Origin of the sequence: Marinobacter nanhaiticus D15-8W, from assembly GCF_036511935.1 — a bacterium.
Taxonomy (GTDB): Bacteria; Pseudomonadota; Gammaproteobacteria; order Pseudomonadales; family Oleiphilaceae; genus Marinobacter_A; species Marinobacter_A nanhaiticus.
The window spans coordinates 4,709,174-4,735,008 of the sequence record NZ_AP028878.1 but is presented as its reverse complement, the minus strand read 5'-3'; the positions used below and the strand labels follow the sequence as shown (position 1 = coordinate 4,735,008).

19 protein-coding genes are annotated in these 25,835 nt (G+C 59.8%); 6 read left to right on the top strand and 13 right to left on the bottom strand.

Annotated features, from left to right (window positions below; translation table 11 throughout):
• The first annotated feature begins 130 nt into the window (after positions 1 to 130).
• Together nosP and RE428_RS21260 are read left to right on the top strand one after the other, a co-directional pair.
• Positions 131 to 1,294: a nitric oxide-sensing protein NosP gene (nosP, locus tag RE428_RS21265; RefSeq protein WP_040883083.1), complete on the top strand. Its 1,164-nt coding sequence runs from the start codon at positions 131 to 133 to the stop codon at positions 1,292 to 1,294.
• The gene (locus tag RE428_RS21260) at positions 1,227 to 3,854 is read left to right on the top strand and encodes a hybrid sensor histidine kinase/response regulator (RefSeq protein ID WP_081614562.1); all 2,628 of its coding nucleotides are present in this window, start codon (positions 1,227 to 1,229) and stop codon (positions 3,852 to 3,854) included. The genes nosP and RE428_RS21260 overlap by 68 nt, the downstream gene beginning before the upstream one ends.
• Positions 3,855 to 3,900: 46 nt before the next feature.
• Here RE428_RS21260 and RE428_RS21255 read toward each other — a convergent pair whose 3' ends face one another.
• From RE428_RS21255 to RE428_RS21210, 10 genes are all read right to left on the bottom strand, one after another.
• Complete coding sequence (locus tag RE428_RS21255) at positions 3,901 to 4,575, bottom strand: response regulator (RefSeq protein ID WP_040883085.1); 675 nt, start codon at positions 4,573 to 4,575, stop codon at positions 3,901 to 3,903.
• Between the two features lie 118 nt (positions 4,576 to 4,693).
• Complete coding sequence (locus RE428_RS21250; protein WP_004580156.1) at positions 4,694 to 5,275, bottom strand: rhodanese-like domain-containing protein; 582 nt, start codon at positions 5,273 to 5,275, stop codon at positions 4,694 to 4,696.
• Positions 5,276 to 5,490: 215 nt separating this feature from the next.
• A complete protein-coding gene (locus RE428_RS21245; RefSeq protein ID WP_004580157.1) occupies positions 5,491 to 5,835 on the bottom strand; it encodes a YdbL family probable chaperone protein in 345 nt (114 codons plus the stop codon).
• Positions 5,836 to 5,857: 22 nt separating this feature from the next.
• Entirely contained in the window at positions 5,858 to 6,079 is a 222-nt protein-coding gene (locus RE428_RS21240; protein WP_004580158.1) for a YnbE family lipoprotein, read from the bottom strand.
• Between the two features lie 62 nt (positions 6,080 to 6,141).
• Positions 6,142 to 8,766 (bottom strand): intermembrane phospholipid transport YdbH family protein, encoded by a 2,625-nt coding sequence (locus RE428_RS21235; RefSeq protein ID WP_004580159.1) that lies wholly within the window; start codon positions 8,764 to 8,766, stop codon positions 6,142 to 6,144.
• A gap of 144 nt (positions 8,767 to 8,910) precedes the next feature.
• Positions 8,911 to 9,879 (bottom strand): substrate-binding domain-containing protein, encoded by a 969-nt coding sequence (locus RE428_RS21230; protein ID WP_004580160.1) that lies wholly within the window; start codon positions 9,877 to 9,879, stop codon positions 8,911 to 8,913.
• 104 nt (positions 9,880 to 9,983) lie between these two features.
• Positions 9,984 to 10,970 carry an ABC transporter permease gene (locus RE428_RS21225; RefSeq protein ID WP_004580161.1) on the bottom strand — a complete coding sequence of 329 codons (987 nt, stop codon included), beginning with the start codon at positions 10,968 to 10,970 and terminating at the stop codon, positions 9,984 to 9,986.
• Positions 10,967 to 12,493, bottom strand: a complete 1,527-nt coding sequence (locus RE428_RS21220) for a sugar ABC transporter ATP-binding protein (RefSeq protein WP_004580162.1) — start codon at positions 12,491 to 12,493, stop codon at positions 10,967 to 10,969. Before RE428_RS21220 ends, RE428_RS21225 begins: the two co-directional genes overlap by 4 nt.
• Complete coding sequence (locus tag RE428_RS21215) at positions 12,490 to 13,656, bottom strand: Gfo/Idh/MocA family protein (RefSeq protein ID WP_004580163.1); 1,167 nt, start codon at positions 13,654 to 13,656, stop codon at positions 12,490 to 12,492. Before RE428_RS21215 ends, RE428_RS21220 begins: the two co-directional genes overlap by 4 nt.
• Positions 13,657 to 13,668: 12 nt before the next feature.
• Positions 13,669 to 14,727: a sugar phosphate isomerase/epimerase family protein gene (locus RE428_RS21210; RefSeq protein ID WP_004580164.1), complete on the bottom strand. Its 1,059-nt coding sequence runs from the start codon at positions 14,725 to 14,727 to the stop codon at positions 13,669 to 13,671.
• 320 nt (positions 14,728 to 15,047) lie between these two features.
• Here RE428_RS21210 and RE428_RS21205 point away from each other — a divergent pair, with 320 nt between their 5' ends.
• Positions 15,048 to 16,058, top strand: coding sequence for a LacI family DNA-binding transcriptional regulator (locus tag RE428_RS21205; protein WP_004580165.1), 1,011 nt, complete (start codon positions 15,048 to 15,050; stop codon positions 16,056 to 16,058).
• 88 nt (positions 16,059 to 16,146) lie between these two features.
• Here the strand turns inward: RE428_RS21205 and RE428_RS21200 are convergent, their stop codons facing one another.
• A complete protein-coding gene (locus tag RE428_RS21200) occupies positions 16,147 to 20,709 on the bottom strand; it encodes an EAL domain-containing protein (protein ID WP_004580166.1) in 4,563 nt (1,520 codons plus the stop codon).
• Between the two features lie 353 nt (positions 20,710 to 21,062).
• Here RE428_RS21200 and RE428_RS21195 point away from each other — a divergent pair, with 353 nt between their 5' ends.
• Complete coding sequence (locus tag RE428_RS21195; RefSeq protein WP_004580167.1) at positions 21,063 to 21,842, top strand: Gfo/Idh/MocA family protein; 780 nt, start codon at positions 21,063 to 21,065, stop codon at positions 21,840 to 21,842.
• 18 nt (positions 21,843 to 21,860) lie between these two features.
• A complete protein-coding gene (locus RE428_RS21190) occupies positions 21,861 to 22,064 on the top strand; it encodes a histidine phosphatase family protein (protein ID WP_004580168.1) in 204 nt (67 codons plus the stop codon).
• 84 nt (positions 22,065 to 22,148) lie between these two features.
• Here RE428_RS21190 and RE428_RS21185 read toward each other — a convergent pair whose 3' ends face one another.
• Positions 22,149 to 22,661 (bottom strand): hypothetical protein, encoded by a 513-nt coding sequence (locus RE428_RS21185; RefSeq protein ID WP_004580169.1) that lies wholly within the window; start codon positions 22,659 to 22,661, stop codon positions 22,149 to 22,151.
• 504 nt (positions 22,662 to 23,165) lie between these two features.
• Positions 23,166 to 24,119, bottom strand: coding sequence for a choline sulfate utilization transcriptional regulator (locus RE428_RS21180; protein WP_115840227.1), 954 nt, complete (start codon positions 24,117 to 24,119; stop codon positions 23,166 to 23,168).
• 134 nt (positions 24,120 to 24,253) lie between these two features.
• Here RE428_RS21180 and betC point away from each other — a divergent pair, with 134 nt between their 5' ends.
• On the top strand, positions 24,254 to 25,801 hold the full coding sequence (gene betC, locus RE428_RS21175) for a choline-sulfatase (RefSeq protein ID WP_004580171.1): 1,548 nt from the start codon (positions 24,254 to 24,256) through the stop codon (positions 25,799 to 25,801).
• Positions 25,802 to 25,835: the final 34 nt, after the last annotated feature.

Genomic DNA, 25,835 nt, shown 5'->3' with positions numbered 1-25,835 from the left:
TGTTTAAGGTTTTGAATCAATGGCCTATGTCCGTTTTCGTGGCGCGGCCAGGAGCACTGAAGTTGAATTGGACCGCTGGATGAAGCGCGTAGAATCGGAGTGGAGAATTTCCGGACGCGAGCCTTCTACCATGCTGCCTGTGACTTCTGTTGCTCCGGTTCGGATTGCCAGTTCCGACGCGCGAGACCCCCAACTGGCAGCAACCAGTCTGGCCAGCCAGCTCCACCATGCTGATCTCGCCTGTGTCCTGTTCTTCTGCTCCGCCGAATACGATCTGGCCCGGTTAGGTATCGCCCTTGAACACGTCTTCCCCGCCGTTCCGCTGACTGGCTGCACCTCCGCTGGCGAAATTACCCCGTTGGGCTACGGTCGCGGATGCATTACGGCAATTGGCTTCGACCGCCGCTATTTTTCCGTGGATTGCGCCCTGATTGGCGAGCTGGAGCAATTCAGTCTGCAGGACGCCCAGGGCCTCGTCGACAACCTGCTGGCCACGTTCCGGGAAGCGTCGCTGGCGCCGGTCAAAGGGCATACTTTCGCCATAACGTTGCTGGACGGGCTGTCCAGTCGTGAAGAACTGGTACTTGCCACGCTGAATGCGGCGTTGGGCAGCATTCCGCACTTCGGTGGTTCTGCCGGCGACGATGAGCGCCTGGCTAACACGCACGTCTATTTTCAAGGGCGATTTCACAATCGTGCGGCGATCGTGCTGATGATCAATACCTCCCTTGCTTTCCGGGTTTTCTCCACGCATCACATGCTGGCGGGCGAGGACAAGTTGGTGGTGACCCGTGCCAGCAGCGAGTCGCGCACGGTCTACGAACTCAATGCGGAGCCTGCGGCCGTCGCCTACGCCCGCGCCGCAGGCGTGACCGTGGCGGAACTGGATCGCAGGGTCTTCGCCCTGCGGCCGATGGCCGTGCGCATCGGTGACCAGTACTTCGTGCGTTCGGTCCAACGGGTCAACGACGACGGCAGCCTGACGTTCTACTGTGCCGTGGAGACCGGCATCGTCCTGACCGCCATGCGGCCGGGCCCCTTACTGGCCAACCTTAAGCAGCAGCTGGAGAACGCCGAACAGGAGGTTGGCCCGCCCCTGCTGACCATTGGTTGCGACTGTTTTTTACGACGCCTGGAAGCTGAATTTTCCGGATTTGTCGAAGAGGCGTCGGATTTCCTCGTCGACCACCGGGTGATCGGTTTCAACACCTACGGCGAGCAGTTCGATGGCATGCATATCAACCAGACATTCACAGGAGTGGTCATTGGTCAGCCCGCTCACGATCAAGACTGAGGCGGATGCGCGGGATCAGCGCATCGCCGAGCTGGAAGCCGAGAATGCCCGCCTGCGGACCATCCGCGACGCTTTGATTACCCGCGTCGAGTCCAGCGGCGCCCATAAGCCCGAGCCCTATGCCGCCTTCGAACACTCAGTGGTGCTCGCTGAGCAGGTGCGCGAACGAACCGAAGCGCTCAACCTCGCCATGTCCGAACTCAAGTCCAGCAATCGCGCGTTGATTACCGCCCGCGAAGAGGCGGAAATGGCCAGCCAGCGGTTGATCGACGCCATCGAGAGCATCGGTGACGGGTTCGTGCTGTTCGACCATTGTCATCGGTTAGTTCTGACCAATAGCCGTTTTCGCAGCTACTGGAGCAAGAATGGTGACCTGATCCGACCAGGTGTAGCGATTGCAGATATGAAACGGCTGGCGGTCGAGACCGGCCTGGTGCTGGAAGAGCATCGGGACCGCCAGGCCGGCGGGGTCGTTTACCTGCTTTCCAATGGCCGCTGGGTCCAGGTCAGCGAAAGGCCGACTCGTGAAGGCGGACTGGTGATCCTTTACTCCGATATCACCGATTTGAAGAACACCGAGGACGAACGCCGCGAACGGGCGCTGGCCGAAAAGTCACAGCTGCTGCAATCCGCCGTGGATAACCTGTCCCAGGGTGTGGTGCTGGTCAATGACCGGGGCGCTCCGGAAATCTGGAATGATCGCTTTATCGAGCTGACCGGACTTTCTCCGCATCAGGTCTCGACGGAAACCTCGTTCGAGCGGCTGATGGCCTTATCGGAGACCCCGTTGCTGACGCCCGATAGTCTGTCAAATGCCCTGGAGCATCGTCGGCAGGATGGCCGGGTACTGGAAATCCGTACGCATCCCATGGCTGACGGCCGCTACGTCAACACCTATACGGATATCACCGAACGCTATCGCTATGCAGAGACCCTGCGCGAGAGCGAGCGCTGGATTCGGGTGGTGACCGATCACGTACCGGCCCTGATTGCCTACGTCGGTGCTGATCTGACTGTGCAGTTCTGCAATAAGGTCTACGAGGCCTGGTACAGCGCCGGCAACCAGTCACTGTTGGGGCGCCGCCTGGAAGAGGTTCATAACCCGGAGCTCTATGCACGCCTGTTGCCCCACGTTAGGGATGCGCTGGCGGGGCACAGCGTGACCTTCGAATTCGAAGAGACCAACGCCCGTGGCCAGCAGCGCTATATGCTGCGTTCATACGTGCCCAACCAGGGCCAGGATGGGCAGGTTATGGGTTTCTTCGTGCTGATCCGGGATATTACCGATCGTCGTCGTACCGCACTTGCCCTGCAACAGGCCTATGACAATCTTGAGCAACGCGTCAAGGAACGCACCGCTGCGCTCACCGGGCTGAACAGCAAGCTGCGCCAGGAAATCAGCGAACGCGCGTTGATCGAGGCACGCCTGCGGGACGCCAAGATGGACGCGGAACGGGCCAACCTGTCCAAGACCAAGTTCCTCGCAGCAGTGAGTCACGACCTGTTGCAGCCGCTCAATGCCGCCCGCCTGTTTACCAGCGCATTGATGGAACAATCCTTCGGGCCACGGGCAGAGGGGCTGGTGCGTTCGGTCAGCACCTCACTGGACGATGTGGAAAACCTGCTCGGCACGTTGGTGGACATCTCAAAGCTGGATGCCGGTGTGATCCAACCTGACATCAGTGCCTTCGATCTGCGGGACCTGCTCAACAACATCGCACGGGAATTCCGCCAGATGGCAATAGGCGAAGGTATCGATCTGCGTTTCGTACCGTCGTCGGCAGTGGTGAAGTCCGATTCGCAGCTCCTGGCCCGTATCCTGCGCAATTTCCTCACCAACGCTATCCGCTACACCAGGTCGGGTTCCATTTTACTGGGCTGTCGACGCCGAAAGGGCGGCATTGAACTGCAGGTGTGGGATACGGGGCCGGGTATCCCGGCGGACAAGCTCACGGAAATTTTCCAGGAATTCAAGCGTATCCGCCCAGCGGGCGCGCCCCAGGATAAAGGGCTCGGTTTGGGTCTGGCGATCGTCGACAATATCGCCCGCATGCTTGGTCACCGGATTACGGTGAAATCGGTGGAAGGCCGAGGGTCGATGTTCTCAGTGATTGTTCCGCTTGGGCAGCTAACCGTCGATCAGTACCAACCCGAAGTGCAGGGTTTCGTAGCGCCCCAGCCCCTGGACGGCAGCCGGATCTGGGTGATCGACAACGATCGGACTATCTGCGACGGCATGCGTACGCTTTTGGAAGGGTGGGGATGTGAGGTGGTCACCGCCGTTTCCCTCGACGATCTGGAGCACCAGGTCGACCTTGCGGCAACGCCGGTGGATGTGATCCTGGCGGACTACCATTTGGACAATGACGAGAATGGCGTGGATGCGGTCGCTGGTATTCACATCCAGCGGGACGATACGGTGCCGGTGGTGATGATTACCGCCAACTACACCAACGAACTCAAGCAGCATATCCGTGATCTGGGGTACCAACTGATCAACAAACCGGTGAAGCCGCTGAAGCTACGCAGTGTGCTGCACCATTTGTTATTGGCGGGTTGAGTCGGTAGGGCGGGACGGCACCTTCGGTATCGGCTTTCCAGCACCCTCAACGTTTCAGGTATTGGTTAAAGTCGATATCGCTCGCCGACAATATCGCCTGTACCCGGTTATGAACCCCCAGCTTTCGCAGGATGGCCGATACATGTGCCTTTACGGTGGTTTCGGCGATATTCAGGTTATAGGCGATCTGTTTGTTCGACTCACCCTTGGACATCCGCTCGAGTACCAGTAGCTGCCGCCGGGTCAGCGAGTTCAGCAGTTCCGGGGAGATATTGTTGTCGTCCTGGCGATGGCGGCGGGAACTCTCCTTGCCGGTGCGGATGATGTCCGAGGGCAGGTAGACGTTGCCGGCCAGGATCTGTTCGATGGCCTGGGTCATCTGGGCGCGGGGTGACGACTTGGTGATAAACCCCACCGCGCCATAGGTAATCGCCTGAAGGACAACTTGCTTGTCCTCTTCGGCGGAGACGATCACCACCGGGATGGTTGGCGCTTCGTTGCGCAGGGTAATCAAACCGTTCAGCCCATTCATGCCAGGCATATTCAGGTCCAGCAGGATCAGGTCGAAATCGTCATGCGCCTGGGTCAGGGCCAGGGCGGTGTCCAAATCCTCCGTTTCGACCACTTCACTGCCCGGGAACCCGGCTTCGACAACGCTGGTAATGGCTTCGCGGAACAGGGGGTGGTCATCGGCAATCAGGATCTTGTACGCAGGTTCCATGCAGTCGGATACTCGTTGGTTATCGCTCTGGCAAGATGGCTTTCCCATCGTTTCAGGATAGTCCATTTCGGCGACATCTTTCTCAGTCAACATCGATGGATAGGTCATCATCCTGTCCTCATGAATGCTTGGGATCGACGGGCTCTACCGTGCGCGTGGGGAGACCGGCGGCCACCCAGCTATCGATGCCGTCCCTGTACCAGTAGACGTTGTTGTAGCCCGCTTCGGTGATGCGTTTGGCGGCGTTCCAGGACAACCAGCAATCGGATTTGCAGAAGACCACCACCGGCTGCTCAGGATCGTTTGCGGTCAGGCGGGCCAGGTTGTCCATCAAGTAGTCGTGCCAAAGGGTGTCCAGACTCCCCTTGCCTGTGTTCGGCAGCCAATACGCCTGGGGAATCGTGTGATGAGGATCGTCCTGCAGGAAACGGTCGTGGCGGTATTCGACATTGATCACGTCGATCAGCACCAGGTCGGGGTTCTGCTCCAATAGCGACTGCAGCGTTTCTGTGTCGACGGTTCGGGCGCCAGGCGCCGAAGCCGGCGTGGGACTGCGGTACCGGTCCTGGCGGAAGCCTTCACTCGTAAAGAGGGTATCTTCGGCGTTGGGAGCCTGCCTGGCGGGCTCTGGTGTCGTCTCCGCCATCGCCGGAAAGGCGAAGGTGACCAGCAGCGCCAGGTTCAGTAGGGGCCTGAACATGGCTATACCTCTTGTTATTGTGTCTTTCCTATTACACGCGATCAGCGCTAGGCAATGAATGCGACCATCGCACCAAAAAACAGGCACTAAAGTAGTATTTTGCGGTTTCGTGGAAATAGAAAAGGGAAGCGAAAAAGGGAAAAGGCAGCCAAGCGCCCTGACCGGCGTTGAGGTCGGCCAGGGGAGCAGTTACAACCATTAGGAGGCGGTACTCTTTATTTCTTCCGCCACTCCCCATCAACCTTCACATACTGCCCTGCCGGTGTCTTATCGATCGCTTTCTTGCCGGCTACGGATTCGACCTTGGTCACGGCGATACCATGTTTATCGGCGATACGGGCATATTCGTCCCGGCGCGCTTCGTTGATGGCGTCGACGATTTCCTGGGCCTGGCCCTGGTTCTTTACCACGCCGAGGTAGCCCGTTGCGGTCTCACCCACAAGACCCTGGCTCTTGGCGGTATCGAGTTGGCTCTTGGCCTGGTCCAGGCTCATGGCCAGCGCAGGCAGGCTGAGGCAGAGGGCCAGTAGCAGGGCGCTGAGTCGTGCAAATACAGTCATGTCATAGTCTCCCGGATAACGATCAGAACAGGCCTTCTTCTTCGAACAACGCTTCCACGTCCTTATCCACCTTGACGTAGATCTCGTGCTGGATCTTGACGTTCAGGTTGACCGTGATGGGCTCTTTCGGCGCGGCCATCTGCACGGTAGGCGTACAGGCGGTGCCGAACACCACGACCAGCAACGCGGCCAGTGAGAGCCGCCATCGCCCGATGGAAAAGCGTCCCGGTAAGGAACTCGCCATAAACTTACACTCCTGTCAGCGGCAGCCGTGATTGGCCGCCTCGTGTTATTGCTGTGTCCGTTTTACTCGATCCCGCGCTCGATTTCGAGGTCGGGCGCGTTGCCGGACTGTTGCTGCTCAATCAGCTTCTTGACCCGTTCGGTGACCACATCGTTCACCCGGCCGCTCAGTTGCAGGCTGGTCAGCAGGGCGGGGATATCCTCCTCCAGGTTGACGTTGAGCACAATCGGCTGGCCATCGCGCACGTCGGGGTTATTGCCCTCAATGTGCAGGTCCAGGTTCAGCGTGCCGTCCCGGGCGTAGTCGATGGTGCTGTCTAGCACCGAATAGTGAAAATTCTTCACCGCCTCGACGACGATCTGCATCGCCGCGTTATCCTGGGCGAGGCCGGCCAGGCGTTCGCCGGGTAAGCGCAGGCGGCCGCCGGGCTTCTCGGCGGCGAGGATGCCCTTTTCCATATGCACGCCATCCGGACCTATCCAGACGGGAATCTCGCCATTGAGTATGCCGGTGCCGGACAGATCCTCTGCCGGATAGAGTTCCATCAGACGTGATAGCTGCAGGCGGTGGACCTGCAGTGGAACCCGGATTGGCACATCCGCTAGGTCCCAGCGCTGGGATGTCAGGTGCACTTCGCCGCCGAGGAGTTCCGCCTCCGCTGTGTCGAGTGCCAGTGTGCCCCTTGCCGGGCGATCCAGCGGTGCATCGTAGTTTGCTTCCGCGGTAACCGGCCCGATAGGAATGCCGGGGTTGAGCTGGGCAACGCGAAGATCGACGGTATGTGCCCTGAGCTGGTTTTGGTCGATATTCAACACGACCTCGCCGTCGATACCCGTCAGCGCCATACGGTTGAAGGTCACGCCGAGCGCGTCGGCATCCAGTGTGGTATCCAACGCCATCGGGCCCCCATCGGGTAAGCTAAGTCTTGCTGAAGCTTCGATAGCCCCGTCGTCGACCGACAGGGTTTTCGGCCAGGTGGTGAGCGTTTCTGCCCAAGCGCTGCCGGCCTGTTTGCCATCGATGCGCGCATCCGCCTCCAGCGTCAGGGTGTCGCCGAACGGATAGCGTAGTGTGACGTCGGCATTTGCGCCGGCGTCACTTTCGATGCGGCCGTTGAGTGCCAAACGTTTCAGATCGACAGCGATGTCGCCGTCAAAGCCGAAGGCTTGGGGTTTGAGTTGCGGGTGCTCCAGGCGCTGCGCTTTCAATTCCACAGGACCTCGGAACCACAGGCTATCGAGGCGGGCCTCTTGGAGATCGTAGGTTGCTTGCAACGGTATGTTGGCGAGATTGGCCTGAAGCGCAGACATCGACAGCGGTGTAGCTGAGTCTGGTGCATCGATCTGTCCGATCCGCAAAACGGAGCCCTGGGCCAGTTTGAGGTCGAGTGACTGGGGATCCACTTGCCCCGTCGCGGTGATATCGAAAGCGGGTTGTTCGAGACCCCAGTCAGCAACGGTATAGCGCGGCAGGCTTCCGCGTATTCGTGTCTTCCCCAGTCGGGCCAGCCAGGGCGCTTCGGTCGCCAGTGCCAGATGGCCGTCGATATCCATGCTGGCATTGCCGCGGATCTGCGCCTTGAGGGCCAGTGGCAGCAGGGGGCGCCCGGTATTGGCTAACGATTCCGCCGGCTGGATTTGCAAGGCTAGACGCTTGGGGCGAAGTGGCTCCGGTACGCTGTAGATCCAGTTTGCCGGCTCGGTGAGCTGCATATCCGTCCGGGCGGTTTGAGCTCGCCATTTTCCCGCTTCTGCACTGAGTTCGAGTCCGAGCTGACCTTGCAACGTGCCCACACCAGGCAACGGCCAGGGCTGTGGTAGTCGGGCCTCGGCCGACAAGGAGCCGGTAGCCTGTTGCAGAAAATTCGAGTCCACCGGCCATTGTAGTTGCCATTGGGCGCTAACCTCGCCGTCGTCCGGGCTTGGGGGAAGGTCCTCCACCGGGAGCGCCTGCCATTGCCGCAGCCATTCCAGAATCCACTCGTTCCGGGGCAGGTGCGGAACGTCGATCGACCCGTTCCATCGGGTTACGTCCGAGTTGCCTCCGGGTGCGAAGTCCGTCTTGAGCGATAGCGTCTCGCGGTCGTCGACCAAGACACTGCCGTTGACGGTTAGTTTTTCGTTGGTGGCGCCGCTCACCTCGACATCGGTCAGGACGCGGTGCTCCTGATGGTGGAGTATCAATTGAGCCTGGGCGGGCAATAGATTGTCCTGCCGCGAAGCCGTCATCGAGCCTTTTAGCGGACAGCGGCCGGTCAGGCACGGCAACGTGATTTCGAAGTGGTCGACCGTGAGCTGGCGTGGTAGCCACGTCGGCGATTCCCTGGGGATCACCGACGTCGGGGCGGCGGAGTCAGTCGTGGTGTCAGGTGCGGCCTGGGTCTGCACATCAAGCTGCAACTGCTCCAATGCCATTGCGGTCACCTGCGGGACCAGCCCGTTCCAGGTCCACTGCAAATGGAGCTGCCGGCCCTCGGCGTGGATCTGCCGGGCGCTACCGGCTTGCCTTACAGTAAACGTATCGACGGAAAGCGAGGACAACGACAGGTCCAGGCCCTGCCAATCCAGTTGCTGGATATGGTTTGCCTGCAGGAAATCGTACCAGGCCTGTCGTGCCCAGAAGCCTGCGGCCAGGACGACGGCGACCAATATGAGGACAAGCCAGAACCCAATGCGACGCCGTGTCATGGCGCTCCCTGTGCTAACTTCAAAGCGTATCGTGCGGTCAGTCTGACAGCATAAAGGAATGAATATACAGGGGTTTGAGGCAGGTGTTGATGTCGGAAGTTTCAGGTGCGCAGCCCGGGAGCGGGGCCCGGGCTGCATTCTGACTCAGTAGGCCGCGTCTTCCACGTAGAAGTTGTCGGCGTTCTCTTCGGTGATCAGCTCGGCATCCAGCACGATGCGGGCCGGGACGTGGTGGTACATGTCACCCAGGTTCTTGCCGCGTACGCCGGTGTTGGCCAGTGCCATGGCGGAGGCCACCATGTTCGGCGGATAGGTGACCGTGGCTTTCACCACCGCATGGTCGTCCTTGATCATGCCGATCACATCCTTGGAACCGCCACCGCCGACAACCAGTTTGATATCGTCCCGGCCGGCTTCCTCGATCGCCTGCATGACAGCCTTGAGCACATCATCGTCGCCCGCCCAAACCGCATCCACGTCACGGTGCTTGCGCAGCAGGTTTTCCATCACCCGCAGGGCTTTCTGCGGCGACCAGTCCGACGGTTGGGAATCGAGGATCTTGATATCCGGATACTGGTCCATGACCTCGTTGAAAGCGTTCACCCGCTGGCTGTTGATGGGGATCGGCATACCTTCGATGACGATTACATTGCCGCTTTCATCCATCTGTTCGGCCATGAACTTGGCGGCCTCGCGACCCATGCCCGCGTTATCGCCGGCGATGAAGACGTCCTGCGCCGGGGACTCCAGTTCGCGGTCGACGACCACGGTGTAGATGCCGTTCTCGTAGGCCTCGGAGATCACCTGCTGCAGCGTGGCCGGGTTATGGGGCAGGATCACCAACGCATCCATCTGCTTGACCATCAGGTCCTCCACATCCGCCACCTGTTTGGTGCCGGAGTTGGCGGCCACTACGAAGAACTCGGTGTCCGGGTACTTCTTGTGCAGGTCGTCGGCGGCCTTCTGGGCCCACCACAGCAGGCCGGCGGTCCAGCCGTGGTCGGCGGCCGGTACGCTGACACCGATGCGGTAATCCGCCTGGCTGGCAGCGAACGGGGCCAACACCAGTGCCCCGACGAGCAGGGTGCCCTTGATCAGTCGTTTGAGTCCCATAGTGAAGATCCTTTCTGTCTTGTTGTTGTAGACCGACACCAATGTGTCGGGGCGATCAAATGGCTTTCGCCACGGTTTTCGGTTGCCGTTTGTTTTACTACCCGCTAGTGGTTTTGCTTGTACTGCATCAGTACCGCTACCAGGATCACGCCGCCTTTCACCAGACCTTGCAGGTAGGGCGATATCCCCAGCATGTTGAGCATGTTGTTGATCACGCCCAGGATCAGCGCGCCCATCACCGTGCCCCAAATCGAGCCGCGGCCGCCGGACAGCGCGGTGCCGCCGATGACCACCGCCGCGATCGCATCGAGTTCGTAGAACACCCCCGCGTCGCTGGGGCTGATCGAGTTCAGGCGCGATGCCAGCATGATCGATGAGATACCCACGCAGGCCCCTGCAATAACGAACGTGATGAGGATGATGCGCTGCACCCGGATACCGGAATAGCGCGCCACCTGGGCATTGGAGCCGACGGCGCACAGGTGCCGCCCGAAGGGCGTGTGGGCCAGCAGGATATGGGCCAGCACCGCGATGATGAGGAAGGTCCAGACCGGGATTGGCAGTCCCAGCGCATAGCCGCCACCGATTTCCGGGAACAGTGAGTTGGTTGAGACCATCTCCCCTGCGTCAGAGAAGTACAGCGCCAGTGAGCGGTAGATCGACATCGTGGCCAGCGTTGCGATAAACGGCGTGATTTTGCCCCAGGTCACCAGTGCGCCGTTCAGCAGGCCGAACAGCGCGCCGGCGAGCACGGCCATGGCCAGGCCAATAATGACCCCCTGTACCGGGTCGGCGAACTGGTTGACGGTGTAAATCAGTACCACGCCCACCAGGGCGACCATGGAGCCCACCGACAGGTCGATCCCGGCGGCGATAATCACGAAGGTGACCCCGATGGCGATGATGCCGGTGTAGGACACCTGGCGGGTAATGTTGGTCAGGTTGCGCAGGTCGAGGAAGTACTCACTCGCAAGGGACGAAATCACCAGCAACACGATCAGCGCAACCAGTGGCGCCAGGATGCTGAAATCGAGCCCGCTGTTACGGAGGCGGTCGGAGAGCCGGGCGCCGGCAAGTCTGGCCTGGTTCATGGGGTTATTCCTTGTTGTTCTGTCGTTCCGGCGACGGTTTCCCGGGCACCGGCGGCGTAAAGCATGATGTCTTCTTCGTTGATCTGGTCGCCGGTCAGGCGCGCGGCGATACGCCCTTCACGCACCACCAGCACCGGGTCGCACAGGCCAATGATTTCCTCCAGTTCCGAGGAGATCACGATCACTGCCTTGCCCTGTTCGGCCAGGCCACGGATCAGGAAATAGATCTCGCGCTTGGTGTTGACGTCGATGCCGCGGGTGGGCTCGTCCAGGATCAGGATGTCCGGGTCGATATCCAGCAGTTTGGCCAGGTAAACCTTCTGCTGGTTACCGCCACTGAGCAGGCCGACATGGGTCTCCAGGCTGGCGGCCTTGATGGCCAGTTTCGACTGGAAATCCTGGGCCTGCCGGCGTTCCCTGGAGCGGCTGATCAGGCCCGAGGTGTACTTGCGCAGACTCAGCAGTGTGATGTTCTCGGTGAGGCTGAAGTTCATCACCAGGCCCTTGCCCTGCCGATCCTCCGACAGGTAGGCCATGCCCGCCGCATGGGCATCGTTGGGTGAACGAATATCCGGCTCGCGGCCGTTGATGACGAGCTTGTCCCGGGTATGGCGGCGCAGGCCCATCAAGGCCTCGGCGATTTCCGTGCGGCCCGAACCCACAAGGCCTGACAAACCCAGGACCTGGCCGTGATGTAGCTTCAGGTTAACGTCGTGAACCAGTCCGGGAATATTGAGGTTCTTCAGCTCCAGGGCGATGGAGGTGGGATGGTCCTGTTTCTCCGGGAAGGTCTGGGACAGTTCCCGCCCGACCATCTTGCGGGCCATGTCGTCCTCGGTGACGTCGGCCACGTCGCACAGCTCCACCTGCTCGCCATCCCGCAGGATCATTAGGTGCTGGCAGAGGTTCTTCACTTCCTTGAGCTTGTGGGAGATGAACAGGACGGCGACGCCGCGTTCCTGCATGGCGCGAACCACATCGAACAGCACCGTGACTTCGCGGTCAGTGAGCACGGTGGTGGGCTCGTCCAGGATCACCACCCGGGCGTCGTTCACCAGCACGCGGGCCACTTCCACCATCTGCTTTTCGGCGACGCTGAGCTCGCTGATGGTGGCGTTAGGATTGAGGCGAACCTTGAGGGACTCCAGCACCTTGACGGTTTCGGCGCGCATGGCGTTCTTGTCCAGCAGGCCCCTGCGACGCCGTTCCTGACCCAGGAAGACGTTTTCGTAGACCTTGAGTGTCGGCACCAGGTTGAATTCCTGAGGGATCATGGCGATGCCCTTGTGCCGGGACAGTATCGGATCCAGTTGATTGAAGGTTTCGCCCCCGATCTCGATAGTCCCGCTGGTAGGGGTGTACACGCCGCTGATGAGCTTGAGCAGGGTGGACTTGCCTGCGCCGTTCTCGCCCAGGATGCCCAGTACCTCCCCGGGCTGGATGTCCAGGGTAATGTTCCTGAGCACGCTGACCGCGCCGAAGGATTTGCACAGGTCCCGGGTGCGGATAATCGGGTCAGTCATCGCTGGTCCCCCGATGTTCGCTCCTTGCCGACCGGTGGCGGCAGGGTCGCCCAGGCCCCGTCCGCCTGGTTGGAGCGCAGGACCGCACTGATAAAATGCAGGCCGTCGACGCCGGTGTTGGCGTCCGGCAGCCAGTCGGCAGGCGCACCGTTCAGCTGATCCGCCAGGGCCTGATAAAGGTTGGCGAAGGCTTCGATATAGCCCTCGGGATGGCCGCCGGGAATACGTACACCGCGATTGATGTCGTCGCCCAGCCAGTCGTCGCGGCGGGTGATGCGCTGGCGTGGCGCGTTGAGCGGGGCAAACCAGAGTTCGTTGGGACTTTCCTGAGCCCATTCCAGCGAGGCACGCCCACCCACCACCCGAATCCGCAAGCCGTTCTCGAAACCGGGGGCGCACTGGCTGACCCATAGCATTCCCTTGGCGCCGGAGGTATAGCGCAGCATCGCATGGACGTTGTCGTCGAGCTGGCGGCCTTCGACCATGCTGCTCAAGTCCGCGCTGACCGCATCCAACGTCAGCCCGGAAATAAACGCCGACAGCTGGTAGGCGTGGGTGCCGATATCGCCCAGGCAGCCGGCTGCGCCGGCACGCTTGGGGTCGAGCCGCCAGTCCGCCTGCTTGTTGTCCGGTCCTGGCGCTTCCGCAAGCCATTCCTGCACGTATTCCACGTTGACCATGCGCAATCGGCCTAGGTCGCCGCGTTTGACCATGGCCCGGGCCTGTTGCACCAGCGGGTAGCCGACGTACGGATGCGTCAGGAGGAGGTGGCGCTGTTTCTGTTGCGCCAGTCCGGCGAGGGTCTCCGCTTCGTCGGCGGTGAGGGTCATCGGCTTCTCGCAGATGACATGCAGACCGGCCTCGAGACAGGCCTTTGCCGCGTCGAAGTGCAGGTGATTGGGCGTGACGATCGCCACCGCCTGCACGCCATCATCGCGACCCGACTCGCCGGCAATCAGTTCTGAAACATCGTCATAGCAGCGTGACGGATCGATTCTCAGTTCACTGGCCGAGGCGCGATTGACGTCCGGCCGGGCACTGAAAACGCCGGCGATCAGTTCGTAGCGATCGTCGAGCCGGGCGGCCATGCGATGTACGCCGCCGATAAAGGCGCCCTGGCCACCGCCAATCATCCCCAGCCGAATACGGTTTGTGCTTGTCATGATCACCCGCCTTTAGCCTTTCAGACCCAGCAGCCGACGGTTACCGGCGTCGTCGACGCCAGCATCGGCGAAGTCATCGAAGGCGCGGTCGGTGACGCGGATAATGTGCTCATCGACGAAGCGGGCGCCTTCGGCCGCACCCTGCTCGGGATGCTTCAACGCGCACTCCCACTCGATCACCGCCCAGCCGTCGAAGTCGTACTGGGCCAGCCGGGAGAAGATGCCCTTGAAATCCACCTGGCCGTCGCCGAGGGAACGGAAGCGGCCGGCGCGCTCGATCCAGGATTCGTAACCGCCGTAAACGCCCTGCAGGGCGGTCGGGTTAAATTCCGCGTCCTTGACGTGGAACATGCGGATGCGGTCGCGGAAGTGGTCGAGGAAGGCCAGGTAGTCCAGTTGCTGCAGCAGGAAGTGAGACGGATCGAACAGGATGCAGCAACGCGGATGATGGTTCGTCGCCTTGAGGAAGCGCTCGAAGGTGGCGCCGTCGTGCAGGTCCTCACCCGGGTGGATCTCGTAGCAGAGGTCGATGCCGGCTTCCTCGTACACATCGAGGATCGGCAGCCAGCGTTTGGCCAGTTCTTCGAACCCAGCCTCAACCAGCCCCGCCGGGCGCTGTGGCCAGGGATAAAGGAAAGGCCAAAGCAAGGCGCCCGAGAAGGTGGCAACCGCCTTGAGCCCGAGATTCCTGCTCGCCTGGGCGGCCAGCTTGACCTGGTCCACGGCCCAGGCCTGGCGGGCGTCCGGGTTACCATGCAGGTGGGTCGGCGCAAACCCGTCGAACAGGGAATCGTAGACCGGATGCACGGCAACCAGCTGGCCCTGCAGATGAGTGGAAAGTTCGGTGATGACCAGACCGTGTTCGCCCAATGTGTCCTGGATCGATCGACAGTACGCCAGGTCCTCGGCGGCCTGCTTGAGGTCGAACAGGCGCTCGTCCCAGGTGGGAATCTGGACGCCCTTGAAACCCAGGTTGGCGGCCCATTCGGCAAGGGTCGGCAATGAATCGAAAGGCGCTTCATCGCTGACGTACTGTGCCAGGAAGAGTCCTGGCCCCTGTATGGTTTTCATGAACATTGGCCTTATTGTTGTTTTGTGCATCTTGTTTTGTAATCGATTACATTGAAGCAGGGCAAAATTTGATCGTCAACCCTCTTTCATTAGAACTTTTAGTCCGAATTTCTGGAATAAATAGGGCATATTGGAATCACGCGCTACGTGTAGTGGTTAAGTCATGTAATCGATTGCATTAAGTTGGATGGCCTGCTACATAGCATAGGTTGGAAGCGGAGAGCTGGGGTTGAAAACGGAAAGTTGGGGCTGAAAACGGAGAGCCGGGGCTCGTGAAGACTGTGGTAACATCGCGCCATTCGCACAAGAAAAGCCATTCCATGCCGACGATCAAAGACGTTGCCAGGGCGGCGAATTGCTCGACTGCCACGGTGTCCCGCGCACTCGCCAATCCCGAGAAAGTCTCCGACGCGACCCGCCAGCGAGTCGCGCAGGCGGTAGCCGAAGTGGGCTACTCGCTGAACGCCGCCGCCCGGAACCTGCGTCGCAGCGAATCGCGCACCATCGTCGTGATCCTTCCCGACATTGCCAATCCGTTCTTCTCCGAGGTGATCAGCGGCCTGGAATCGGTGGCCCACCAGGCGGGCTACCAGGTGCTGTTGGGGGATGCCGGGCACAACCCTGAACGCGTTAAGTCCTACTTCAACCTGGTGCCTTCGAACCAGGCTGACGGGATTATCCTGCTCACCACGGAAGTGCCCAAGGCCCTGGTGAAGGAGCGTCAGGCGGATTCGGGATTTCCATTGGTCGTGGCCTGCGAATATTTCGATAACCTATCCCTGCCCACAATTCATATCGACAACGAACAGGCGGCCAATCGGGCGACTGAATATCTGGTTTCGTTGGGACACCGGGCCATCGCGACGCTATCCGGTCCGGGAGGCAATCCGATCTGCAAGGATCGACTGGCTGGCTACCGTCGCGGATTGGCAGACGCCGGGATCGAAACCCGGCCTGAATGGATCCTCGAAGGCGACTTCAGTTTTCATTCCGGCTACGAACAGGGCCGTATCCTGCTCCAGGGGGGCAGCCAGCGGCCGACAGCGATTTTCTGCCAGAATGATGAGATGGCGATTGGCGTGCTCAAGGCGGCGCGGGACCTCGAGATCAGGGTACCTGAGCAGTTGTCCGTGGTCGGCTTTGACGATATCGGCTTCAGTCAATACTGCGAGCCGGAGCTGACCACCGTACACCAGCCCCGCCAGGCCATTGGCCGTACCGCCATGAAGCTGTTGCTGGATATCCTCAAGGACCGCAACGTCCCGTTCGATCAGACGCTGAAGACGCAGTTGATCGTCAGGGGTAGCACGGGGCGCGCTCCCGGCGCCTGATACGAGTGCGAGTAGAGGAAAGCGTCATCAGCCTTATCAAGGCCGCCAGTTCCCGCTGTCTACCCTGATTTTTGCCCCAGTTCTTACGTTACTCGTCAACGACCGGTTGGGTGTCGTTTGCGGTTTCCTCGATCAAGCGCCCGGCACCACCGGCATCCAGTGGCGTCGACAGGTGGAAACCCTGAACGAAGTTATGGCCGGCATCATTCAGCAGTGCCAGTTGCTGTTGGGTCTCGACGCCTTCGATGACGGTCTTGTAGCCAATCTCGTCGAGCATGCGGATGATGGCGCGCATGCGCTTGAGCTTGTCCGGATCCTTCTCGATATCCTGGATCATGCTACGGTCCAGCTTGATCTGGCGGATTGACGCGAAGTCCGTAATGTAGCCGAAGTTGGAATAGCCGTTGCCGAAGTCATCGATGGCGATGGTGGTGTTCATGTCATGCAGCGACTGCAGGCCGGTCACCAGTTCTTCGGACCGGTTGATCAGCGCATTCTCGGTGATCTCAAAGGTCAAGCGGGGACGGTTCAGGTTATTGTCGAGTTCGGCCAGCAGGGCGCTGATCTGGGAGTGATTCAGCAGCGTGCTGCTCGAGGGATCGATGTTGATCGCATACTGCAGTTTTTCCGCCGCGGGGCACTGGTGGACCCAGTCAGCGTACTGTTTGAGGAACTCGTTGAAGACCCAGGTATCCAAATCCCGGCCAAAACCCGCCGAGCGTGCCAGGGGCAGGAATTCGTCCGGCTGGAGCGAGCCGAAATTCGGGTGCTCCCAGCGGATAAGCGCCTCGAATCCGTAGAGTCGATTGCCATCGGAGGCATCGAAGATCGGCTGGTAGACCAGGTACAGTCCGATGTCCTCGCCATCGATCAGCCCCTTGCGCAGCTCACCCTCAATCTGCATCTGCTGCCACAGTTCGTTGCTGCGGCCGGGTTCAACGAAGGCCACCTGGGCCTTGCCGCTTTGCTTGGCGCGGTACATCGCCATGTCGGCATTACGCAATAGCGTTTCCGGGATATAGCCGTCGGTCGGGTAGAGCGCTACGCCAATGCTGACGGACAGCAGCAGGTCGCCATCTTCGGTCCGGTACGGATGGGAAATGGCGTCGATGATGCGCTGGGAGAAATGTTGGGCATCGGTGACATCCTCGACACCATCGAGAATCAGCACGAACTCGTCACCGCTCATGCGGGCGAAGGTATCGTTCTCCCGAGTCATTTCCCGCACGGTTTCGGTGAAGTGCAGCAGCACTTCGTCGCCGATCTTGTGGCCCAGGGTATCGTTGATACGCTTGAAGTTGTCCACGTCCATGAACAGCAGGGCGAAGGTCTTGTCGGCGCGCTCGGCCCGCGCAATGGCTTCCTTCAGGCGGGTGTTGAACAGCCTGCGGTTAGGCAGTCCGGTCAACTGGTCGTAGGTGGCCAGCTTCTGCAACTGGCGCTCCTTCTGTTTCAGCAGGCTGACGTCGGTGGCCTGCAATACATACTGGTCGCCGAGGATATCCTTGCCATTGACCCGGCTGACGGAGATCAGCAGCGAGAGATCCTTATCGTCGGTAGCGCCTTCGACTTCGCCTTGCCAATGCCCGGTTTCCTCGACCTTCTTCCAGATGGCATCGAAGTCGCCGCGCTTGCTCAGTACGCTGAAGTCGGCTTTTTCAGGCTTTCCGTCAGGTCCGATGTATTGTTTCGGGATATTGAACAGCGCGCAGGCCGCCGGGTTGGCATACTGAATCTTCTGGTCTTCGTCCATCACCAGGATACTTTCCTGGGTCTGCTCGAACACGGAGCGAGCAAAGGCGCTTTCCCTCTGGGTTTCCAGGATGTCCGTGAGATCGGTCTGGATGCCCACGAAGTGGGTCAGGGTGCCGTTCTCGAAAATGGGCGAAATGCTCAGGTTGTTGTAGAACCGCGTGCCATCCTTGCGGTAATTCATGATCTGGCAGTTGTGCGGCTGGCCTTCCTTTAACGCCTTGCGCAAGGTGGCCCGGGTTGTCTCATCGGTTTCCTCGCCCTGGAGGAAACGGCAGTTGCGGCCGAAGACCTCTTCCTTGGAATACCCGGTGATTCGGGTGAAGGCCTTGTTGGTGTAGAGGATCGGCATCGAAGGCTTGATGGCGTCAACGATGACGATACCCTGTTGTGCTGCCTCAAGTGCCTTGCCCTGGACATTGGCCTGGGACACGCTCTTGTCCAGCCGGCGGTAGGTGTCCAGTAACTCGGTGTTGTTCCAGAAAACGATCACCGCACCCTTCTGGACGCCATCGGCGTCCTTGCAGGGTGTGCAGCTCATCCAATAGGACTTTTCCCCAGCAATCTGACGGTTGATCTCGCTATCGGTATTGCGCGCTTCCTCGACGATACTGACCAGGTTGGGCAGATCCGGGTTGCCGGAAAGACTGTTCAGCCGCTGCCCGCCCAGCGAGGTTTCGTACTTGAAAATTTCCTTGCAGGCGGCGTTGTGGTGGAGGATCTGGTATTGGTCGTCCACCATCAGTAATGGATGGGGGAGGCTGTTCTGCAGGTTGGTGAGGTCGTTGTTCAGCGAGGCGATTTCGTCGGTCTTGACCTCCATTTCCTGGTTGACTGTCAGCAATTCCTCGTTGGTGCTCTGCAGCTCCTCGTTTGAGGTTTCCAGCTCTTCGTTGGTGCTCTGCAGTTCCTCGTTGGAAGATTGCAGTTCCTCGTTGACCGACTGCAACTCCTCGTTTGAAGTCTCCAGTTCTTCGATCAGGGTTTGCAGGTGCTCGCGGTTGACCGCGAGTTCGTGCTGGAGTTGCGCGACCTGTTCGTTGGATTCGTCCTGGCCGTTATTCCTGGTTTCCGTGCGTTCGAACAGCTCGAAGCGCACAAAATAGAGCTTCTCCTTGGTCTGGTCCGGTGGCACCGGAATGACTTCGAAGATCACCGAACTGTGGTCGGTATGCACTGGGTTTGAGCGGGTCAGGCCCGGATTCTTGCGCGCCTTGAAGATCAGGCTCTTGAGCTCGAACTGGAATTCCGGCGCGATCAGGTTCTGGATGTTCAGGCTCGGTTTGCCCGCTTTCACCTGGGAAATGGCGCTGATATCGCCATAGATGAAGCGGATATCCAGCAGGTCGTCGATGACGAACCCGGTATTGACCAGGTAGTCGTTGACCGAAGATTTGACGCGATCATCCAGGGACCTGGGCTGCTCGGGCTCTTCCGCGGGTGGCGGTTCGGTCTTGCGCGCGGCGAAGTCCACGCGCCCGAACTCCCGGAGCACCTTCTGGCTGGATACATCCTTGCGACGAAACAGCTTTACCGTGCCGTCCACCACGTCGAAGATCTTGCTGGTGGGCAGGGATTCGGATTTACCCAGGAACAGCGTGCCCCCGGGTTTAAGCGCATAGTGGAAGGTGCCCAGAACCCGTTGCTGGAGGCGTGTGCCGAAATAGATCATGACGTTGCGGCAGGCGATCATGTCCATGTTCAGGAACGGGGGATCGGCGCTGAGGTTGTGGCGCGCGAAGATCACCATTTCACGGATGGACTTGTTTACCAGGCAGCCGTCGCTGATGGGCTGGAAGTACTTGCGGCGTACCTCCTGTGGCAGGCTGTTCAGGCTCACGTCTTCGTAGAAGCCCTTACGCGCGATATCCAGGGCACGGTTATCGATGTCCGTGGCGAAGATCTGGATCTTGTAGTGCGCGCAGTCGCTACCCAGGATCTGGTCCAGCAGGATGGCCAGGCTATAGGCTTCCTCGCCGGTCGCACAACCGGCCACCCAGAAACGGATCTCGTCGCCCTTGTTCTTGGTTTCCAGGACGCGCTGGATGTAGGGCTTAAGGCTGTCGTAGATGTCCTGGTCGCGAAAGAACCCGGTGACCGAGATCAGCAGATCCTGATAGAGCAAGGCAAGCTCTTCCGGATGATCGTCCAGGTAGCTGCGGTATTCGGCGATGGTCGACGTGTTGGTGGCGACTATACGCCGCAGGATACGGCGGTTTACCGTGCTGGGTTTGTATTCGCCGAAATTGACGCCGTATTCGCTGCGCAGCAGATTATAGATGTCCGCCGCGCTGGCGTCGGCCAGATGAGCTGGTGAGGTTTGGCTTGGGGCATCGTTTTGACGCGCTAGGCGCTCCAGTTCGGCACCGATTTCCTCCAGCTTGAGAATGCGGTCGGCCGCACCGGTTTCTATCGCGGCGGTAGGCATGCCACCGTACTTCGCGGTTTCCGGCTCCTGCACCAATACAAAGCCGTCGCGGGCCTTGATCTCGCGACAGCCCCGGGCGCCGTCGGACCCGGTGCCGGAAAGGACGACGCCGATTCCGCGATTGCCGTACTCCTCGGCGATCGAGACGAAAAGCGCGTTGGCCGAGGGCTTGGGCACGCCGTGGGAATGGGTTTCCTCAAGCAGCAGGCAGTCGTCGGCGATTACAGCGTTGTGGCCAGGCGGGATAACCAGGATCTGGCCGGCTTCAAGACGTTGGCCGTGCTCCGCGTTTTCCACCGGCACTGATGAGTTCCGGGATAACAGTGTGGCGAGCAGACTCTCATGGTCCGGAGCCAGGTGCTGGGCGATGATGATTGTCAGCGCTTCGACATTTCGCAGTCCTTTAAGGACGCCAACCAGCGCCTCCAAGCCACCTGCTGAGGCCGCCACACCAACTACCATAGGCTCCATAGTCACAACTTCCCCATATGAATAACTTTGCGCAGCCTTATCCGGAGCACGAAAGCTCTGGAAGCTAGCGGAAAGGCTCGAGACCTGCAATTACACATGACATGCCTGAGTGGATTGTAATTTGTCGTTTAAGTTGACAGTTGTCTGGCCAAGCCGGATGTTCCTATGGGATTAGTCTTCAACAGACGGCACGGCAGCTGGTTTGTAGCGGAGGGCCGCACATTGGCCATATTCCGGCGCCTGGCCGATTTCGCACTCTGGAAATTGAATATTTAATAACCGGTGCCTGCTTGCCGGACTTCGCTTCAATCAACTGTTCAGGCGTTCTCGATACGCGCAGGAGTCTCGAGCCGATGACATACGGATCCACCTTTCGCTGGGGCATCATTGCGCCCGGCCGTATTGCGCACAACTTCGCCGAGGCACTCGGCGTGGTCGAAGGTGCACGGCTGTATGCCGTGGCCAGCCGCAACCTCGCGCGAGGCGAGGAGTTCGCCCATAAACATCACGCTAGCGGGGAGCCGCCCAGGGTTTATGGGGGCTATTTCGAACTCATCAATGATCCGGGCGTGGATGCGATCTATATCGCCAACCCGCACCGTTTTCATGCCGATTGCATCCGCCATTGTCTGGAGGCAGGGAAAGCCGTGCTGTGCGAAAAGCCGTTGACCGTCAATGCTGCCCAGGCAGAGGCTCTGTTCCGATTGGCGAAGGAACGCAACGTCTTCCTGATGGAGGCGCTATGGACCCGTTTCCTGCCGGCTTGGCAGCAGGCACGGCAGTGGATCGATGACGGCGCTATTGGCCGGATCCATTCGATCAGTGCCGACTTCTGCTTCAGGGTGCCGTTCCAGCGGGACGATCGACTTTGGGATATCGAGCAGGCCGGCGGGGTGCTGCTCGATATGGGCGTTTATCCGCTGAACCTGTCCAACTTCATCTTCGGTCGCGGTCCCGATCGCATCCAGTCGAGCGTGCTCAAGGGCGAAACGGAAGTGGACGTGTGTACTGCAGCCCTGCTGGACTATGGCGCCGGGGTTAGTACCTTCACCTGCAGCTTCCTGGCCCGTCGTGAGAACATCTTCCAGATCGAGGGTGCTGGCGGTGTCATTCAGATGGAAAAGCACTACTGAGGCGCGACCACGGCCACATTGAAACCTGTCGAGGGGGAAGAGCAGGTATTCGAGCGACCACACAGGGCGAATGGCTTTGAGTACCAGATCGAAGCCTCTATGGATGATATCCGGGCGGGGCGAATCGAGAATCGTGTGATGCCCTGGTCGGAGACCTTGGCCACGCTACGGGTCATCGACCAGATCCTGGCTGACGGCGGGGTGGTTTATCCGTTTTTGTGAGTGCTGGCTGTTTCCGCGTCGTCCTTGGCAAGGCTCCGAAACTGCCGGGAGCCTTGCCTGGCTTCTTTCTGGGGCTTGAACCGTTTAAAAGTTGAAGCCAATACCCGCGCTGTACGCCCAGGCGCCGTCGTCGAAATTGTCTTCGGCATCACTGGCGCTGTCGAAGAACACCTGATATTCGATTTGCGCCGTGATAAAGGTCTTGGGTTTGACGTAGTACTTCACGCCCCCTTCAGGACCTGCAAAGAACGTCTCGTCAGTATCGTCACCGTAGATCCCGCCAATGTTGGCGCCCACAAACGGTTGCCATTGGCCATTGTCGAAGTGGTAGTCGGCAAACACGCGAGTGGCACCACTCCAACTTGAGCCTGCCTCAGTGTCGGAGAAACCGGCGCTTTGGCGCAGGCCCAGCAACACGTTTTCCGTGTAGAACTGGCCGAGGTCAAAACTGATCGCCGCGGTGTTGTTGTCGAAATCCGTGTCGCTTGAACCGGAGCCGGTCAGCGTGAAGAGTCTGTCACCCTGTGCGGGATCGGCGGACACCAGGGCCGGCGCCAGGGACAGGCAAAGTGCTGCGAATGAAGTTTTCCATTGCATGGTAGCGTCTCCTACAGAACCGGCGGACTGGTCCTACCAAGTGCCACCGGAACGGTGAGTCCTTTCCTCCCGCCACCGGCCTTCAACCGGATGCGGGGGCCTTTCTGACTGCTACTGCGTTTCAACGGCTACTACTCACTGAGCGTAAGACAGCGTTCAGGGAAAATTAATTTCGTCGCCTAACTTGTAATGCGCGGCCTCACAGAAGCGAGAGCTGTACTTCGCGGTAAGTTGCAGGTAAGGGGGCAAGGGTGTCGCGTTTCAGAGGGGTGAGACTACCTGGTCGTATCCTGCGAGCCCGTGGGAGGTTGTTTATGCATGTTGATGAATGACGGGGAAATATTCTTGTCGCTTTAAACCGTTCTCCTGCAGGTATGTCGGCTTTTTCGTCGGTTAATATCGGGTTAGATCACTGTCCGTGAACCTGGCGTGGCCTAACTGTCATCTTTTGTTGGCGTTGTGGTGCTGACCGATCGGCTGGTTGAACCTTAAGCAAAATTAATCTTAGCGCACAGGTTTTTGCTCCCCATCGCGAGTTTTGCTCCTTTCTGCGGCAGTTTGTCGTCCCTCCTCCATCAACCAGTCGACAAATTCCAGGACCAGCGGATCCACCACCTGACTGGAGGGAAAGACGATCTGGTAGCCGTTGCTCGAACGCACCGGCTCGTCGACCAGGGAGGTGAGGGCGCCGCTCTCCAGCAACGGTTCGACGAACGGCGACCAGCCGATAGCCACACCCTGGCCGGATAGCGCTGCCTGCAACAGCAGCGTGTAGTTATTGAAGATCAGCTCGGGCTCCCGTGGCGACGCGGCAATGCCCAGGGTGGCAAACAGTTCGGGCCAATCGAACCAATGGGCATCGTAATCTGCCTCCAACTGCAGCAGGGGCAGTTGGGCGATCTGATGGATGCGGGTGAAGGCACCGTAGCGTTCCAGCAGGGCGGGGCTGCAAACGGGGATCACCGCTTCCTGGAACAGCTGCCGCGTCGGCGCAGCCATGTCATAGCCGTTACCGAACAGCAGGGCGATATCCACGTCCGCCTGGTCGGGCGTGACCGGCTGCTGACCGGTCACCAGGCGGACATCCACGTTGGGATGCGCGGCGCGAAACCGCCGTAACCGAGGCAGCATCCAGTAAGTACCCAGGGCGTAGTCGGTGGCGACGTTGATGACCTCGTTGCGGGATTGGTGGCGTGCACGGTTATAGCCGTCGGTCAATTGGTCCAGCCCGTCCGCGACGGAACGATAGAAGCTTTGTCCGGCGCGGGTCAGGCGCACGCCTCGGTGGATACGGTGGAATAATTGGCTACCCAGGTCTGCTTCCAACCGTTTGATGTGCTGACTGACCGCGGATTGAGTGCTGCCCAGCTCCCGTGCAGCGGCGGTGAACGAGTGCAGTCGGGCTGCTGCCTCGAAGGCTTGCAGCATAGGCAGGGGTGGAAGTTCTACAGTGGCCATTAGTTCAGCTAATGCAACATATAAGTGGATGCTCAGTTTACAGTCATGTGATAGCCGCGCAACATGGGTGGGTTCGAATGAAGCCTATTAACAGGCTTGATAGCAATGCACCCGCCTAAAGATTGGTCTCACTTATGTCTGCTGGCTTTCCCAACTTTCCCGACGCTCCCAACATCCTCTTCATCATGGCTGACCAGATGGCCGCGCCGGTCCTTCCGTTCTACGGAGACTCCCCCGTCAAGGCGCCGCATCTGCAGTCTTTGGCGGATACCGGCGTGGTCTTCGATTCGGCGTACTGCAATAGCCCGCTGTGCGCACCGTCGCGATTCGTGCTGATGACCGGGCGCCTGCCTTCCGAGATCGGCGCCTATGACAATGCAGCCGAGTTGCGTGCAGACGTGCCGACCTATGCCCATTACTTGCGGGATCTCGGCTATCGCACGGCGCTGTCGGGCAAGATGCACTTTTGCGGCCCGGACCAGCTCCATGGCTTCGAGGACCGCCTGACCAGCGACATCTACCCGGCGGATTTTGGCTGGGCCGTGAACTGGGACGAGCCTGAGAAACGGCCCACCTGGTACCACGACATGTCCTCGGTTACCCAGGCCGGGCCCTGCGTACGCACCAACCAGCTGGATTTCGACGACGAGGTGGTCTTCCATGCCCAACGCTACCTCTATGATCATGCGCGCGGCACCGATACCCGGCCGTTCTGCCTGACCGTATCCATGACGCATCCCCACGATCCCTACGCGATTCCGGCGGAGTACTGGGAACGCTACCGCGACGAGGACATCGAACTGCCCTCGGTCACCCTGGACGAGAATCAGCGCGATCCTCATTCCAGACGTTTGCGTGCGGCCTATCAGGCGGACACCACTGACATCAGTGAGCAACAGGTTCGCAATGCGCGCCGGGCATACTATGGCGCCATCAGCTATGTCGACGACCAGGTTGGCCGGTTGCTGAAGACCCTTAAGGACACAGGGCTGGATAAAAACACCATCGTCGTCTTCTCCGGCGATCACGGCGACATGCTGGGTGAGCGCGATCTCTGGTACAAGATGAGCTGGTTCGAATGGTCCGCGCGGGTCCCAATGATCGTCAGCGCCCCGGATCGTTTCAAACCGGGCCGGGTGAAAGAGAGTGTGTCCACCCTCGACCTGCTGCCAACCTTGGTGGAAATGGGGGCAGGGGCAGGTCGTACCCATGAAAACTACGCCACGCCCCTTGAGGGGCGCAGCCTGATGTCACACCTGATGGGCAATGGGGGCCATAACGAAGTCATCGGCGAGTACATGGGCGAGGGTACGGTGACACCGGTGATGATGATCCGGCGCGGCGACTACAAGTACGTATACTGTCCGGCAGATCCTGATCAGCTCTACAACCTCGCGCAGGACCCGCAGGAGCTGGACAACCTGGCGGAACAGGAAAGTCATGCCATTATGCTCAAGGAGTTCCAGGCCGAGGCTGCCCAGCGCTGGGACATGGACCTCATCCACCAGGACGTCCTGGAAAGTCAGCGCCGCCGCCGGCTGGTGTCCAGCGCCCTGTCGAAAGGACGCATTACGCCCTGGGATCACCAACCCTGGGTGGACGCCAGTACCCAATACATGAGAAACACCCTGGACCTGGGCGATCTTGAACGTCGGGCCCGTTTCCCGCAGGTGACGGATTAGTCATTACGCATACCAATACGAGAAAAAAGGAGAG

Coding starts and splice junctions, on each gene's coding strand:
- nosP (WP_040883083.1), top strand. CDS start 131: ATGCTGCCTGTGACTTCTGTTGCTCCGGTTCGGATTGCCAGTTCCGAC.
- RE428_RS21260 (WP_081614562.1), top strand. CDS start 1,227: ATGGCATGCATATCAACCAGACATTCACAGGAGTGGTCATTGGTCAGC.
- RE428_RS21255 (WP_040883085.1), bottom strand. CDS start 4,575: ATGGAACCTGCGTACAAGATCCTGATTGCCGATGACCACCCCCTGTTC.
- RE428_RS21250 (WP_004580156.1), bottom strand. CDS start 5,275: ATGTTCAGGCCCCTACTGAACCTGGCGCTGCTGGTCACCTTCGCCTTT.
- RE428_RS21245 (WP_004580157.1), bottom strand. CDS start 5,835: ATGACTGTATTTGCACGACTCAGCGCCCTGCTACTGGCCCTCTGCCTC.
- RE428_RS21240 (WP_004580158.1), bottom strand. CDS start 6,079: ATGGCGAGTTCCTTACCGGGACGCTTTTCCATCGGGCGATGGCGGCTC.
- RE428_RS21235 (WP_004580159.1), bottom strand. CDS start 8,766: ATGACACGGCGTCGCATTGGGTTCTGGCTTGTCCTCATATTGGTCGCC.
- RE428_RS21230 (WP_004580160.1), bottom strand. CDS start 9,879: ATGGGACTCAAACGACTGATCAAGGGCACCCTGCTCGTCGGGGCACTG.
- RE428_RS21225 (WP_004580161.1), bottom strand. CDS start 10,970: ATGAACCAGGCCAGACTTGCCGGCGCCCGGCTCTCCGACCGCCTCCGT.
- RE428_RS21220 (WP_004580162.1), bottom strand. CDS start 12,493: ATGACTGACCCGATTATCCGCACCCGGGACCTGTGCAAATCCTTCGGC.
- RE428_RS21215 (WP_004580163.1), bottom strand. CDS start 13,656: ATGACAAGCACAAACCGTATTCGGCTGGGGATGATTGGCGGTGGCCAG.
- RE428_RS21210 (WP_004580164.1), bottom strand. CDS start 14,727: ATGAAAACCATACAGGGGCCAGGACTCTTCCTGGCACAGTACGTCAGC.
- RE428_RS21205 (WP_004580165.1), top strand. CDS start 15,048: ATGCCGACGATCAAAGACGTTGCCAGGGCGGCGAATTGCTCGACTGCC.
- RE428_RS21200 (WP_004580166.1), bottom strand. CDS start 20,709: ATGGAGCCTATGGTAGTTGGTGTGGCGGCCTCAGCAGGTGGCTTGGAG.
- RE428_RS21195 (WP_004580167.1), top strand. CDS start 21,063: ATGACATACGGATCCACCTTTCGCTGGGGCATCATTGCGCCCGGCCGT.
- RE428_RS21185 (WP_004580169.1), bottom strand. CDS start 22,661: ATGCAATGGAAAACTTCATTCGCAGCACTTTGCCTGTCCCTGGCGCCG.
- RE428_RS21180 (WP_115840227.1), bottom strand. CDS start 24,119: ATGGCCACTGTAGAACTTCCACCCCTGCCTATGCTGCAAGCCTTCGAG.
- betC (WP_004580171.1), top strand. CDS start 24,254: ATGTCTGCTGGCTTTCCCAACTTTCCCGACGCTCCCAACATCCTCTTC.